Origin of the sequence: Advenella faeciporci (assembly GCF_014652395.1) — a bacterium.
In the GTDB taxonomy this organism is placed as follows: domain Bacteria; phylum Pseudomonadota; class Gammaproteobacteria; order Burkholderiales; family Burkholderiaceae_B; genus Advenella; species Advenella faeciporci.
In genome coordinates this window covers 73,187-86,658 of sequence record NZ_BMYS01000003.1, presented here as the reverse complement: position 1 = coordinate 86,658, position 13,472 = coordinate 73,187, and the positions used below count along the sequence as shown (strand labels likewise).

Below are 13,472 nucleotides of genomic sequence, written 5' to 3'. Positions count from 1 at the left end.
TCTTTTTTTTATGGGCTTAAAACCATGAGGTGGTTGAAACCGGTTTGCTGTCAAGCAGATTGATAAAGCCCACGGTAATACGGTAGATGAACCAGATGTAGGCAGCAATGAAAATAATCCAGCCAATAAGAATGATCATGAGGATAAAACCAACAATGGCCGCAACAAGACCTGCCCAGAAGGTTCTTATCAGGTAAATCATGTGGTCATAATAAACCGTACCCTTGAAATCCTCTTTTTTGATATAGGCCATGATGATGGCCACCAAACCAAAAACCCCCGTAAACAAGCCTAGAGTCATTAAAATATAAATGATGGTGGTATAGGTTTTTGGATCGGTTGCTGGCGACGGGGTAGGGGTAACTTCATGGTTCATGGCGCTTCCTTCAATTTGATTCTTGTCCTGGGAATAACAATCATGCAAAGACAATCAGGTTATTGTAACAGCGTTTATGGGTTTGACTTTGACATGCGCGACCCTGTTTTTTCAGTATTGCTCAAAATGAGTGCGTTAATAAAAAATTGCTTGTTTTTCAATTGACTGGAATAGCTGTACAATCTTATCTGAAAGTTGTTCACAAGGATTTCAACAATAAAAGTGGATAACATTTAAAACTGAAGCAAGCCTGTGAAATATAAATGCCCCTTTTTGCAAGGAGGTTTTCTGATGAGAGTACTGCTTTTGATGATTCCAAAGGGTTATGACTTGGCCACCAGGTCAACCATGGCAGATAACGTGGCCTTGGAGTCCATGATGAAATATAACGATCTGCTGTACAAGGCCGGGGTTTTGCTGTCATTCAATGCGCTTCATCCCCCAATTTCAGGGGTCAGGATTAAATACCAAGGAGGCAAGCAAATTATTCAGCACGCACCTTACGAAGGGGTGAATGAAACATTGGGCATTTATTGGATGCTTAAGGTGAAGTCTATGGATAAGGCAGTAGAGTGGGCGTTGCTTTGTCCCTTGCAGGAAGGAGATGTTATTGAAGTAAGGCGAATTCACCAAACTGATGAATTCTCTGAAGAAGCACGGGCCATTTTTGAAAAATATCCGGATGTTCATGCCCGGATTAAAAAATACGCGCGTAAAAAACCACTTAATCAAAGTGAACAGAACTGGGAAGGCGAGGGAGGAGCCATTCTGGAAAACAGCTAGCGTTGACCTTTGGGAAGTTGGCGTTTGTTCCATTCTTTCAGCGCTTCCCGGTAACGCGCCATGTCATCTTCGTAAAGGTCAAACACACAGGGGTTACACCCGCTATGACAACACTCGTCATTATTCGGGCGAGTAGGTGGAACCGGTTTAGGATCCGGTTTGTCGGGTTTGTCCGTTTTTTTTCTCAATGTTTTCTTCCCGATAAAAAAGGCTGCGTTCATGGCAGCCTTTACTGTTGCAGGGTATAAATCTGCCCGGTTTCATTCAACCATTAGATGTGAGGAGGGTTTGCTACTGAGTTTTTTAAGTTCAAGGTTCAGGATCCCGTCTTCGTATTTCGCTGTAGAGGCGGATTGGTCAATTTCACTGCCCAAACGGAAGCTACGGCTGATTGAGCCATAATAGCGTTCACTGTGAAGCACACGTTCGCCTTCCTTTTGCTCGGATTCCTGCTTGACTTCTGCGCTAATGCTTAGGGTGTCGCCTTCTATTTTGACTTTAATGTCTTCTTTTTTGACACCAGGCAGTTCTGCTTTCACCAGATAGGCATCTTCTTTTTCTGAAATATCGGTTTTGATGCTAAGGTTGGGGGCATTTTTGGGGAAGCCAACCGGTTTTAGGAAGAAGCCATTAAACAGATCATCCAGGTTTTCATAACGTGTCAGGTTGTTCATGATATCTATTTACTCCAGGCAAGGCCTCTTTATGATATAAAGAAGCAGATTAGTTAAGGAAATCATAAATTCGAACAGTACTGCAACTACTTGACTAGTATATGGGTATTGTGTTTTTAATTTCAAGCCCCGTAGATTTAATTTATATGCTGGCCTGTTCGATTAAAGAAATTCACAACAACCATGCTTATAATCGTTTAAAAACAGTTCTAAAAACTCTTGACTGGAGATCTGAATGAAAGGCTTTGTAGATAATATTGAAAAACTGACTGTCGACAATGAGCATTACCGCAAGGTTTTATATACCGGTAAAAATCTGCAACTGGTTCTGATGACTTTGCAGCCCGGAGAGGAAATTGGGGAGGAAGTGCATGAAACCCACGACCAGTTCTTGCGGATTGAAGAGGGTAAAGGTACTTTGTACCTGGATGGCGCCACGCACCAGGTGGAAGATGATTTCGCCATTATTGTTCCGGCCGGTGCCGTGCATAATGTGGTTAATACGGGTACGGTACCTTTAAAGCTTTATACGATTTATGGTCCACCAGAACATCGTGATGGTGTGTTGCAGCCTACCAAGGCCGACGAGGTTGAAGAACACTTTGATGGTAAAACAACTGAATAATACCCTTTGTTCCTGATTGGTATGCTTGTGACATTCAGATGCAGCAAACCAAAGCGCATTTTGGGTAAAATATCAAAAACCCTGCAATAACAGGATATGCTTCTTGTTATGCGGGGTTTTTTCATGGAAGCTGTATTGCTTAATACAGGGAACTGGCCCAAAGTGAAAGAAGGCCTATTGCGGTAAAAAAAGCAATAATAAAACCGATTGTCAGGGTGATGATTTTTCTTTTTGTCTGCATGGATCCATTTGCCGTTAAAAGGTGAACAGGGTAAAGCCAAATTATGCAACGGGCTTGAAACGCCATTGATATTGGTAATATATAAGAGTTAGTCAAAATTTGCAGGGTTTGGTTGTGCCGGTTTTGCACAAAGTCAATTTAGGAGAAGAAAAAAAAATGCACCTCAGTTATAATTTCCATTTCATGCTACAGCCCGGTCCAAGGGCTTTTTTACGATGACTAAGTATGTGTTCGTTACAGGTGGTGTGGTCTCTTCGTTAGGTAAGGGTATCGCTGCTGCTTCTTTAGCCGCCATTCTGGAGTCACGCGGCCTGCGCGTGACAATGTTAAAACTGGATCCTTACATTAACGTAGATCCAGGCACCATGAGCCCGCTTCAGCACGGAGAGGTTTTTGTGACTGAAGACGGCGCCGAAACCGACCTTGACCTTGGCCACTACGAGCGTTTCATTTCCGCTCGCATGCATAAATCCAACAACTTCACCACCGGGCAAATCTACGAATCGGTATTGCGTAAAGAACGTCGTGGTGATTATCTGGGTAAAACGGTTCAGGTCATTCCTCACATTACCAATGAAATCCAGGATTTCATTATTCGTGGTGCCAAGAAAGCCTACGACGGTAACGCCGATGTCGCCATTGTTGAAATTGGCGGCACCGTGGGCGATATCGAATCCCTGCCATTCCTTGAGGCGGCCCGTCAAATGAGCCATCGCCTGGGTCGTCAGGGGGCGGCTTTTGTGCATTTAACACTGGTTCCGTATATTGCCTCGGCGGGCGAGCTTAAAACCAAGCCTACCCAGCATTCGGTGCAAAAGCTGCGTGAAATCGGGATTTATCCAAACGCCTTGCTGTGTCGTGCCGATCGCCCCATCCCCGATGATGAACGGGCCAAAATTTCCCTGTTTTCCAATGTGCCCCTGGATGCTGTCATTTCTGTATGGGATGAAGATTCAATTTATAAAATCCCCGCGATGCTGCATAAGCAAAAACTGGATTCAATTGTTTGTGATGCGCTGGGTATTACCGCACCGGCAGCCAATTTGTCAAAATGGAATAGCCTGGTCAATTTGCTGGAAAATCCTGAACATGAAGTCCAGATTGGCATGGTGGGCAAATATGTTGATCTTACCGAGTCCTATAAATCCCTGACCGAAGCCTTGGTTCACGCCGGCATTTATACCAAGTCCAAGGTGGTCATCAACTATATTGATTCTGAAGACATTGAGGAAAACGGCACGGCCTGCCTTGAAGGGATGGATGCAATCCTGGTGCCGGGCGGTTTTGGCAAACGGGGTACCGAAGGCAAGATACAGGCTATTAAATATGCCCGTGAAAACGGTATTCCTTACTTGGGAATTTGCCTGGGCATGCAGCTGGCGGTTATTGAGTTTGCCCGCAATGTGGCGCAGCTGGGTGGCGCTAACAGTACTGAGCTGGATCCTTCCACTGCCCATCCGGTGGTGGCGCTTATTACCGAATGGCAAGACCGGGAAGGCAAGCTGGAAACGCGCAGCGAAAATTCCGATCTGGGGGGTACCATGCGCAAGGGTGCGCAACGTTGCCCCGTTAAGGAAGGTACCCGTGCTTATGAAATTTACGGCCCTGAAGTTAATGAACGTCACCGTCACCGCTATGAAGTTAATAATGTGTATGTTCCCCGTCTTGAAGAGGCCGGTATGGTGATCAGTGCCCGTACACCTACCGAGAACCTGCCTGAAATCATGGAAATTCCCTCTCATCCCTGGTTCATGGGCGTGCAGTTTCACCCCGAGTTCACCTCAACACCCCGCGCGGAACATCCTTTGTTTGTCAGTTATATCAAGGCGGCCCTGGATATCCAGCGCCAGCGCGCCCAAAAGGATAAAGCATGAATTTATGCGGATTTGAAGTCGGTTTGGATAAACCGTTTTTCCTGATTGCGGGGCCTTGCGTTATCGAGTCCCGGCAAATGGCATTTGATACGGCAGGCGCGCTTCAGGAAATCACCAACCGTCTGCAGATACCCTTTATTTATAAAAGTTCTTTTGACAAGGCCAATCGCAGTTCGGGCAAGTCATATCGCGGTCCGGGCATGGAAGAGGGGCTGCAAATCCTGGCGGATGTCCGTGATGCCCTGAAAGTGCCGGTGTTAACCGATGTTCATGACGAAAGCCAGGTCAGGGACGTGGCGGCAGTCGTTGATGTGTTGCAAACGCCTGCTTTTCTGTGTCGTCAAACCGATTTCATCCAGGCCTGTGCGGCAACCCTGAAGCCGGTTAATATCAAAAAGGGTCAATTTCTGGCCCCGGTCGATATGATTCAGGTCGTCAACAAGGCGCGTGAAGCCGCCATTGCGGCGGGGGGTGACGGTTCCAATATCATGGTTTGTGAGCGTGGAGCCTCGTTTGGTTACAACAATCTGGTGTCTGACATGCGTTCACTGGCCATTATGCGCCAAACCGCTTGCCCCGTTGTTTTTGATGCCACCCACTCGGTACAGCTGCCAGGTGGGCAGGGCACTTCTTCGGGCGGTCAGCGTGAGTTTGTTCCCGTGCTGGCGCGGGCGGCAGTGGCAGTGGGTATTTCCGGGCTTTTTATGGAAACACACCCCGATCCTGCGCAAGCCCTGTCTGATGGCCCTAATGCGGTTCCCTTGGAGCACATGGAAGCTTTGTTGAATTCTTTGGTTGATATTGACCGTGTCGTGAAGCACCAGGGCTTCATGGAAGACCGGTTTTAAGCACAGCTAAACAGGCGTATTTGAATCATTCCGTTGCGTTAATGAGAATCTCATGGATGCAACGGTTTTTTTTGCCAGTTTATTTGACAGCAAAATAATTTCATATAAAATGTTTTCATAATCAATTAATTTTCAAGTGTTTGCCATTATGTCTGCACAGCCCATTAATGTTGACGATGAAGACTCAGGAACCGGAAGAAGGCTTCCCTTTCGGCAGTCACTGCTGGCCATTCTGGGGCTGTGTTTTGTGACTATCCTGGTTGGGTTGGACCAATCCATTGTTGGCACGGCCATGCCCACCATTGCAGCAGAATTGAACAGTTTTGATTTGTATGCATGGGTGGGAACCTCTTATTTGCTGGCTTCGGTTATTACGGTTCCCATTTTTGGACGTTTGGGTGATTTTTACGGCCGCAAACCCTTTGTGATCGCATCGATTATTATTTTTACAACGGCTTCCATTCTGAGTGGCATGGCAGATAGCATGCTGCACCTGATCCTTTCCCGGGCCTTGCAGGGAGTGGGGGGGGGCATGCTGGTGGGCACGGCATTTGCCTGTATTCCCGATTTGTTCCCGGTGGCTGCTGTCAGGCTGAAATGGCAGGTTTTTTTAAGTTCTTCCTATGGTATTGCCAGTGTCGTGGGCCCTTCTCTGGGTGGTTTTCTTACCGAGTATTATGGTTGGCGGTCCATTTTTTTTGTGAACGTGCCCATCAGCCTGTTGGGACTTTGGTTTGTTTGGCAATATTTGCCGCTTATCCGTTACCAGCATAAGCAGGTTATCAGGCTGGACTGGGTCGGGGCAGTATTAATTACCTTGGCGCTTTGTAGCCTGCAATTGTTTGTTGAGTTTCTGGGAAGGCATGGCATGGGCTGGAACGTGGCCGTGCTGGGACTGGTGTTCGTGTTGTTTACGCTTATCTTGTTCAAATGGGAATCCCATTGTCCCTACGCACTGATACCGCTTGAACTTTTTCGCATAAAAAGCCTGAATGTGCTGTTTTTGTTATCGCTTTTACTGGGTTTTACCTTGTTCAGTCTGTTGTTCTATATTCCGCTTTTCCTGCAGGGCGGGTTTGGGTTGTCTCCTAACGAGGCAGGTATTTTAATTACACCATTGGTGGTTTGTGTAACGGTGGGCAGTATCTTAAGCGGCAGGGTGGTTACCCGCCTTAAACGTCCCAATCATATTTTGTATGTGGGGTTTGTATTAGTACTGGTTTGTATTCTGGGTACGATTTTTTCCAGTCGTGGCGGTTCATCGTATGTGTTTATGGCCTATATGGTGGCCGGCGGCGTGGGCTTGGGCATGATTATGCCTAATTTAACCATTTTTTCCCAGGAGGTGGCGGGCAAGTCAAACCTGGGTATCGCAACCGCCCTGGTTCAATCCATCAGGATGATAGGGGGTATGCTGGGGATTGCTATTGTGGGGTCGCTGGTTAATTATTTGTATGCGGCAGGCATGACGCGACAAACAAGCGGCAAAATACCCCCCAATTCACTTCAGGACCTGTTTGATGCGCAAGTCCTGGTGAATCCCGTCCAGCAAGCTGCCTTGCAGGCACAGGCGCAACAAATCGGGATAGGTGATATTCAATTCTGGATAGATACCGGTCGTGAAACCCTGATCGCTTCCATTCATTCGGGATTCTGGATTGTGTTTGCCCTGACTTTGTTGGCAACTGTTTGGGTATATCGGCTGCCTTTGATAGACCTGAAAGGTAAAAAAACAGACAAACAGAAAGGAGTATAAATGGCGTTGGAACTTGAGATGATGCAGCGCGTGGGCCGTATTTACCGGACCTGGGCAAGGCTGTTTGAAGCCGAAGTGGGCATTCCGGGGGTAAGGTGGAGAATCCTGCTGGCTTTAGGCGACGAGCCTGTTTCACAAAAGCAACTGGTGAATTCGCTGGATGTGGATGCCGCCACCCTGACCCGGCATGTAAAAGCCATGGAAAAAGAAGGCTGGGTAAAACGCTCCATGGATCCAGACGATAACCGGATCACCAACGTGTTGCTGACTGTGGAAGGAAAGGGTTTCAGGGCCAAAACCTGGCACAGGCGTGATGCCTTTCTGGCAAAAATAACCATAGACCTTCCTGAGGATGAAATTCATGTGCTTATTGCCACGCTTGATAAAATACAAGCACGTCTTTGTCATGTACAATTTAGCCTATGACAAAAACCTTTGTAATACTTGAACAGGCAGGAAATTCATAACCATGAGTGCTATTGTAGATATTATCGGCCGTGAAATTTTGGATTCTCGCGGAAACCCGACTGTTGAATGTGATGTTTTATTGGAGTCCGGCGCCATGGGGCGTGCGGCCGTTCCCTCTGGGGCATCAACCGGTGAGCGTGAGGCCATTGAATTGCGTGACGGTGATAAATCACGTTATTTGGGCAAGGGCGTTTTAAAAGCTGTTGAAAATGTCAATACGGAAATTTCCGAAGCCTTGATTGGCCTTGATGCACAGGAACAAACCTTTATCGACCGTACTCTGATTGACCTTGACGGAACCGAAACCAAAGAACGTCTGGGTGCCAATGCCATGCTGGCTGTCAGTATGGCGGTTGCCCGTGCCGCGGCCGATGAGTCCGGTCTTTCTTTGTACCGTTACTTCGGTGGCAGTGGTCCAATGAGCATGCCCGTGCCCATGATGAACGTGATCAATGGTGGTGCTCATGCCAATAATACGCTTGATATGCAGGAATTCATGATTCTGCCGGTAGGTGCCAGCAGCTTCCGTGAGGCCTTGCGCATGGGTGCAGAAGTTTTTCATGCACTGAAAAAAATCATTCACGACCAGGGCATGTCAACCGCTGTCGGTGACGAAGGTGGTTTTGCACCTAATGTGGCCAACCACGAAGCCGCCATCCAGCTTATCCTGAAAGCCATTGAAAACGCGGGCTACGAGGCAGGTACACAAATCGCCTTGGCCCTTGACTGCGCCAGCTCTGAATTCTACAAGGACGGTAAATATCATTTGGCTGGTGAGGGTGGTATCTCATTGACCTCAACCGAATTTGCCAATTTGCTGGCTTCCTGGTGCGATAAGTATCCCATCGTCTCCATTGAAGATGGCATGTCTGAAAATGACTGGGAAGGCTGGAAAATCCTGACTGATCTGCTGGGCAAGAAAGTACAGCTGGTGGGTGATGACCTGTTTGTTACCAATACCAAAATCCTGAAGCAGGGTATCGACCAGGGTGTAGGTAATTCTATCCTGATCAAGATCAACCAGATTGGTACGCTTACCGAAACATTTGCCGCTATTGAAATGGCCAAACGTGCCGGTTATACCGCCGTCATTTCACACCGTTCCGGTGAAACCGAAGACTCAACCATTGCCGATATTGCCGTGGCCACCAGTGCCATGCAAATTAAAACCGGTTCACTGTCCCGTTCAGATCGTATGGCCAAATACAACCAGTTGCTCCGTATTGAAGAAGAATTGGCTGAAGTGGCTCATTACCCCGGGGTAGACGCATTCTATAATTTGCGTAACCGTTAACCGGCAGTTTATATTATGCGTTTGCTTTTTTTGTTGCTTCTGCTGGCGTGTATTGCAATCCAGTATCCCTTATGGAAGGGAGAATCGGGCTGGTTGCGGGTGGCGGAATTAAAAGAGCAGCTTAAAGAGCAGCATGAAAAAAACAAGGCATTGTTGGCCCGAAACAATGCCATGAAAGCTGAAGTCCAGGATTTGGAGTCTGGAACCCAGGCTCTTGAGGATCGTGCACGCATCGAAATGGGCATGATTAATGAGGGTGAGACCCTGGTGCAAATCCTGGTTCCCAACGAGGCGGTACCCACCGTTACTCTGCCTATCGGTAAAAGAGCCGAAGCAGCCAAACCGGCTATCACTTCTTCTGCACAATAAAAGCTGGCTTTCGTTGTTTTTGCTATGTACAGCAAAGACTGACACCACAAGCCGGGTCTTGCACATCTACTGAAATTTCGTCTTCCGGTAACGGTTCTTCGGGGCTTGCTGGCGGGCTGCTGCCTGTATCTTGGCCTGACGGCACCTGCGGGTTATTGGGGGCAGGTGCTGGTTGGTCCGCAGGCGTTGTGTTTCCAGGTGCTGTTGGTGAAGGTTGTACCTTGCCGTTGACGGGCCCGCACCATAAGCCAGCACAGGTCTGCATGTTGTTGGGTTGAGGGCTGTAAATGCCGTTTCCGGGTAATAGGTCATGACTGTAAAGCACTTTTCCGCCAGGCTTCACCGGCCACAAAACAGGATGGGATTGCATACTGATAGACAAGGTTTGCTTGATGGGCAGGATACCCTGGGTCATGAGTCGGGTGTCGTAAGCGGGCCCGTTGCCTGCCAGCATCCTGAATAATTGACCTATGCCCGGAATAAGGGCCTGGTAAGGGTAGGTAAGTTCTATTTGCAGTGTGTTGGCCTGGAAAATGTGATGGCCTGAATACTTGCCCGTACCGGTACGCAGGTATTGTTCGTATTGATAATTGTTGTCAATGGCAGGCAGGCCGGTTTGTTGTGCAATGAGCAGGTCTTTACGCTGGAAATCGGTAAAATCGGCCTGGTCTGGGCTTTTTATCATAATACGCCATGGGGCCTGTCCGGTTTTTTGCCTGACGCTATTGAAATAAGCCTGCATGCGTGTGGCGGGGTCTGGATATTGGCCGGCAGGCGCAAAAAGGGGCTGCAGCGCTTTTTCAAAGGCCTGTTCTATTGTGTGCGGGTTGGCATGGTGGGTGGCAGCGGCACGGGCAGCCTCAAGCAGTGCAAGACTGCTTGCCTGACGGGTAATGTACCAATACGAGGCTTCTAATGAACCCATGCCCAGCATTAATAAGGGAGTGGCAACCAGCAAGAACTCTACCGAACCAAATCCCTTGTTTTTCTTTGCGTAACCATGCTTGGATATATGGCTTTTTGTCGTTGGGGAGAAAAAGAAAAGAGTAAACATGACGCTAGTCTGTGCTTACTCTTGAATGCTGTAAATTGTGAATTTCACAAATGGATGGATTGGTCCAATAGCCTTCCGTGTTTTCAATGGGTTGATTTATTGCCTTTGACAACAAAACTGTCCGGATTCACAAACAGTTTTGCACAGTCTACCGGATCAAAAATATAAGGTTTACCACAGAAATCACAGGAGATTTCGATATTTTCCCGTTCGCTAAGTATGCTGGCAATTTCTTCGCTGCCCAGCATTTTAAGCATATTGGCAACCCGTTCACGGGTACAGGGGCAAAACCAGGTGACAGCAATCGGCTCATAGGCAATTAAGGTTTCTTCCCAATATAGACGATGGATCAGGGTGTCTTCATCGGTGGACAGCAGTTCTTCGGTGCTAAGGGTTTCGGCAAACTGAACGGCGCGCTCCCAGGTGTCATCGGGGGTTTGTGTGGCTGCCGGTATGCCGCCTGTGGATGGCAGTTGCTGCAACAGGAGCCCGCAGGCTTTTTCATCATTGGCGGCAAGCCATAAACGGGTATCAAGTTGTTCGGAGTGCTTCATGTAGTGCTCTAGCACCTGTGCCACCGAGTGACCTTGCATGGGCACGATGCCTTGGTAGGGTTGCATGCCTTCAGACTTGTTTTTTGGGTCAAGGATGACCGCAAACCGGCCATTGCCGTTGGCATTGAGCAGGGTTTGCAAGGTGCCGTTTTCGGGACAAATGAACTCCTGCCGCATTTTGACGGTGGCACGTACGCGAAGCGAGGCGTCGCATTCAACCACAATCAGGCTAATGGGGCCGTCACCTTGCAACTGAAGAATTAAAGAGCCATCAAATTTGATGTTTGAAGTAAGCAGGACTGCGGCCGCACTTAACTCTCCCAGGAGCCTTCGGATAATGGGCGGGTAGTGCTGGTGACCCAGTGCTTCGGCCCAGGTTTGGGTAAGATTGACGGTTTGAACCCGCGTGGTGCGGTCTTCAAACAGGTATTTTTTTAAGGAATCGTTCATGACAGCGAGAAAATATATCCTGAGACGGACTAATCAAGGCGTTTCAGGTGTTGAGAGTAGCGTTTGCCTTGTTCTACGTAACGGCGGGTGCCTGCATGTACACCGGCAAGGTCTTCATCGGTCAGGGTACGGGCAATTTTTGCCACACCAATAACCAGGGAGTTGTCGGGGATAATCTTTCCTTCGGGAACGATGGCACCAGCGCCAATAATACAGTTTTTGCCAATAACGGCATTGTTAAGCACAATGGCCTGCATGCCAATTAATGAGCCTTCACCAATGGTGCAGCCGTGTAACATGGCCTGATGGCCTACGGTTACATTTTTGGCAATATATAATGGTACCCCTTCGTCAACGTGCAATACACTGCCTTCCTGCACGTTACTGTTTTCATCAATGATAATGCTGGCGTTATCGGCCCGAATGGAAACGTTGGCCCAGATACTGACGTTGGCGGCCAGCGTTACATTACCGATCAGGGTGGCATTTTCAAAGATAAATGCACTGGGATCAATAGTGGGCACCAGATTTTCAAGTTGGTAAATGGCCATTCGGTTTCCTTTCAAGAGAGTGATTCATTGGCAGCGTCTGTGGCATTGACAGGTTCAATGGGGGTGCGCCATATATAGCCATCATTATCGGCATAGCCTGTAACACCAGTGCTGATCCACTCGTCCGTTTTGGGTGTTTCATGAATTTGTGCGCCGGACCAGTATGACAGCGAAACGCTTGGGTCGGGATAGTCATATTGATCGGTGGTGTGGATGGCAATTTCACCTTGCTGGCCAGTTTCCACCTCTTCACCATCTTCGTTGATAATGGCAATGGTATGTCCTGGATAGGGTTTGCCGATGCTGCCGTGTCGGGATGGCCACTTTTCATGACTTTCACCAATAATGTACCCAAAACCCAGTGGCGCAAAAATACTGTTGATATTCACATTAAAGCGTTCACTAACCCAGTCGCGCAATGTCTGGGTAATTTCGGTATCGGGGCAGGTAATGCAACGGATGGCAATTTGGAACTCGAGCAACGGATCGGGGTGATTCCTGATGCGCTCCAGTTCGTAGCTCGAGACGAGCATATTGGTAATCTGATAGTGCTCCAGGAGGGTGAACAGGCGCGGAATAGTGCGTCCGCTGGGGCATCCAACAATAGAGCGGCCAAAGTAAAGCGTAGGTAGCAGGGCATTGAGCAGGCCGTTGGGCGTGCTCCAGTCAAAAGAGGTCCAGAGGATATCCTTGCCTTTGGGGAACCAGTTTTGGGAGGCTACAAAACCGGGCAGCGTACCAATTAACGTACTATGGTGCAGCAAAGTTCCCCTGAGTGGTTTGTTTTCAGAGGGATGCGGGTAGATGAGCAGGGCGGGTGAGTTGGATGCCACAATAACTGGCGTGAAGGTCCCGGGTTGTCTTGCCAGCAAGGTACGCCATGAAATAATACGCTCATCTTCGGTATGAATGCCAATAATCTGTTTGACCGGAGAATGATTGTCGATGGCCGACATCATGGGGGCAATGGAATGCTTGTCAACAATGGCCACCCTGGCTTGTGAATCGTGAATGCGTTCGGCATATTCGGCCGCGGTCAGGGTTGCGGTTAGCGGTACGGCAATGGCACCCACGGTAAGTGCCGCCAACTGGGTCACCGCACTTTCTGCCGAGTGTTGCAGGGCAATGGCAATACGATCCTGGGGTTGTATGCCCATGCGGATGAAACCGTTGGCCAGTTTATTGACTTGTTCTGAAAGCTGGCCGTAAGTCAGCATGGTGAGCTGGCCCACCTGGTCTTCGAAATAAATGGCAACTTGACGGGCTTCGTGCGGACTGGAGGCCCAGCGATGACAGCAGGCATCCGCAATATTGAAATGTGATGGAACTAACCATTCAAATGATTGATACAGTGAATTATATTGATCTGTCATATGACTGTTTGAGAGGCCTGTTTTTTGATGCTGAAGGAAAATAAAAGGGCCATTTCTGACCCACTTTTCCACTATAAGGCTCATTCTAACATTTAATTGCCAGACCCGGCTATATACATTAAATATGAGAAGCCGGGTCAGGCAGCTTGGTCAGCGTATGTAATACTGGATATTATGCTCCG

15 protein-coding genes are annotated in these 13,472 nt (G+C 48.3%); 8 read left to right on the top strand and 7 right to left on the bottom strand.

Features of this window, described 5'->3' with window-relative positions; translation table 11 throughout:
• Nucleotides 1-16 precede the first annotated feature (16 nt).
• Nucleotides 17-376 carry a DUF4870 family protein gene (locus tag IE074_RS03555; protein ID WP_189384081.1) on the bottom strand — a complete coding sequence of 120 codons (360 nt, stop codon included), beginning with the start codon at nt 374-376 and terminating at the stop codon, nt 17-19.
• 291 nt (nt 377-667) lie between these two features.
• Here IE074_RS03555 and IE074_RS03550 point away from each other — a divergent pair, with 291 nt between their 5' ends.
• Entirely contained in the window at nt 668-1,159 is a 492-nt protein-coding gene (locus IE074_RS03550; RefSeq protein WP_189384080.1) for a YciI family protein, read from the top strand.
• Here the strand turns inward: IE074_RS03550 and IE074_RS03545 are convergent.
• Both IE074_RS03545 and IE074_RS03540 read right to left on the bottom strand, forming a co-directional pair.
• On the bottom strand, nt 1,156-1,347 hold the full coding sequence (locus IE074_RS03545) for an oxidoreductase-like domain-containing protein (protein WP_229793869.1): 192 nt from the start codon (nt 1,345-1,347) through the stop codon (nt 1,156-1,158). The two genes, IE074_RS03550 and IE074_RS03545, sit on opposite strands and share 4 nt — an antisense overlap.
• 72 nt (nt 1,348-1,419) lie before the next feature.
• Nucleotides 1,420-1,833: an Hsp20/alpha crystallin family protein gene (locus tag IE074_RS03540; RefSeq protein ID WP_189384078.1), complete on the bottom strand. Its 414-nt coding sequence runs from the start codon at nt 1,831-1,833 to the stop codon at nt 1,420-1,422.
• 235 nt (nt 1,834-2,068) lie between these two features.
• On the opposite strand from IE074_RS03540, the gene IE074_RS03535 reads away from it, so the two are divergent.
• The 7 genes from IE074_RS03535 (at nt 2,069) to ftsB (ending at nt 9,308) form a co-directional block, all read left to right on the top strand.
• Nucleotides 2,069-2,458: a cupin domain-containing protein gene (locus IE074_RS03535; protein WP_189384077.1), complete on the top strand. Its 390-nt coding sequence runs from the start codon at nt 2,069-2,071 to the stop codon at nt 2,456-2,458.
• A 456-nt stretch (nt 2,459-2,914) separates the two neighbouring features.
• Nucleotides 2,915-4,573, top strand: a complete 1,659-nt coding sequence (gene pyrG, locus IE074_RS03530; RefSeq protein ID WP_189384076.1) for a CTP synthase — start codon at nt 2,915-2,917, stop codon at nt 4,571-4,573.
• Nucleotides 4,570-5,421: a 3-deoxy-8-phosphooctulonate synthase gene (gene kdsA, locus IE074_RS03525; RefSeq protein ID WP_189384075.1), complete on the top strand. Its 852-nt coding sequence runs from the start codon at nt 4,570-4,572 to the stop codon at nt 5,419-5,421. Before pyrG ends, kdsA begins: the two co-directional genes overlap by 4 nt.
• A 148-nt stretch (nt 5,422-5,569) precedes the next feature.
• Entirely contained in the window at nt 5,570-7,177 is a 1,608-nt protein-coding gene (locus IE074_RS03520; RefSeq protein WP_189384074.1) for an MFS transporter, read from the top strand.
• A complete protein-coding gene (locus IE074_RS03515) occupies nt 7,178-7,603 on the top strand; it encodes a MarR family winged helix-turn-helix transcriptional regulator (protein ID WP_189384073.1) in 426 nt (141 codons plus the stop codon).
• Between the two features lie 43 nt (nt 7,604-7,646).
• Nucleotides 7,647-8,939 (top strand): phosphopyruvate hydratase, encoded by a 1,293-nt coding sequence (gene eno, locus IE074_RS03510; protein WP_189384072.1) that lies wholly within the window; start codon nt 7,647-7,649, stop codon nt 8,937-8,939.
• Between the two features lie 15 nt (nt 8,940-8,954).
• Nucleotides 8,955-9,308, top strand: coding sequence for a cell division protein FtsB (gene ftsB, locus IE074_RS03505; RefSeq protein WP_189384071.1), 354 nt, complete (start codon nt 8,955-8,957; stop codon nt 9,306-9,308).
• A gap of 22 nt (nt 9,309-9,330) precedes the next feature.
• Here ftsB and IE074_RS03500 read toward each other — a convergent pair whose 3' ends face one another.
• From IE074_RS03500 to IE074_RS03485, 4 genes are all read right to left on the bottom strand, one after another.
• On the bottom strand, nt 9,331-10,362 hold the full coding sequence (locus IE074_RS03500) for a TadE family protein (RefSeq protein WP_189384070.1): 1,032 nt from the start codon (nt 10,360-10,362) through the stop codon (nt 9,331-9,333).
• Between the two features lie 83 nt (nt 10,363-10,445).
• Nucleotides 10,446-11,366: an Hsp33 family molecular chaperone HslO gene (hslO, locus tag IE074_RS03495; RefSeq protein WP_189384069.1), complete on the bottom strand. Its 921-nt coding sequence runs from the start codon at nt 11,364-11,366 to the stop codon at nt 10,446-10,448.
• 29 nt (nt 11,367-11,395) lie between these two features.
• Nucleotides 11,396-11,917, bottom strand: a complete 522-nt coding sequence (locus IE074_RS03490) for a gamma carbonic anhydrase family protein (protein WP_189384068.1) — start codon at nt 11,915-11,917, stop codon at nt 11,396-11,398.
• Between the two features lie 11 nt (nt 11,918-11,928).
• The gene (locus IE074_RS03485; RefSeq protein WP_189384067.1) at nt 11,929-13,290 is read right to left on the bottom strand and encodes an AMP-binding protein; all 1,362 of its coding nucleotides are present in this window, start codon (nt 13,288-13,290) and stop codon (nt 11,929-11,931) included.
• Nucleotides 13,291-13,472 lie beyond the last annotated feature (182 nt).

What these genes read in the sequence shown, in the direction of transcription:
- kdsA (WP_189384075.1), top strand. Translation starts at nt 4,570, where the DNA reads ATGAATTTATGCGGATTTGAAGTCGGTTTGGATAAACCGTTTTTCCTG.
- IE074_RS03515 (WP_189384073.1), top strand. Translation starts at nt 7,178, where the DNA reads ATGGCGTTGGAACTTGAGATGATGCAGCGCGTGGGCCGTATTTACCGG.
- IE074_RS03485 (WP_189384067.1), bottom strand. Translation starts at nt 13,290, where the DNA reads ATGACAGATCAATATAATTCACTGTATCAATCATTTGAATGGTTAGTT.
- pyrG (WP_189384076.1), top strand. Translation starts at nt 2,915, where the DNA reads ATGACTAAGTATGTGTTCGTTACAGGTGGTGTGGTCTCTTCGTTAGGT.
- eno (WP_189384072.1), top strand. Translation starts at nt 7,647, where the DNA reads ATGAGTGCTATTGTAGATATTATCGGCCGTGAAATTTTGGATTCTCGC.
- hslO (WP_189384069.1), bottom strand. Translation starts at nt 11,366, where the DNA reads ATGAACGATTCCTTAAAAAAATACCTGTTTGAAGACCGCACCACGCGG.
- IE074_RS03540 (WP_189384078.1), bottom strand. Translation starts at nt 1,833, where the DNA reads ATGAACAACCTGACACGTTATGAAAACCTGGATGATCTGTTTAATGGC.
- IE074_RS03555 (WP_189384081.1), bottom strand. Translation starts at nt 376, where the DNA reads ATGAACCATGAAGTTACCCCTACCCCGTCGCCAGCAACCGATCCAAAA.
- IE074_RS03490 (WP_189384068.1), bottom strand. Translation starts at nt 11,917, where the DNA reads ATGGCCATTTACCAACTTGAAAATCTGGTGCCCACTATTGATCCCAGT.
- IE074_RS03535 (WP_189384077.1), top strand. Translation starts at nt 2,069, where the DNA reads ATGAAAGGCTTTGTAGATAATATTGAAAAACTGACTGTCGACAATGAG.
- IE074_RS03520 (WP_189384074.1), top strand. Translation starts at nt 5,570, where the DNA reads ATGTCTGCACAGCCCATTAATGTTGACGATGAAGACTCAGGAACCGGA.
- ftsB (WP_189384071.1), top strand. Translation starts at nt 8,955, where the DNA reads ATGCGTTTGCTTTTTTTGTTGCTTCTGCTGGCGTGTATTGCAATCCAG.
- IE074_RS03550 (WP_189384080.1), top strand. Translation starts at nt 668, where the DNA reads ATGAGAGTACTGCTTTTGATGATTCCAAAGGGTTATGACTTGGCCACC.
- IE074_RS03500 (WP_189384070.1), bottom strand. Translation starts at nt 10,362, where the DNA reads ATGTTTACTCTTTTCTTTTTCTCCCCAACGACAAAAAGCCATATATCC.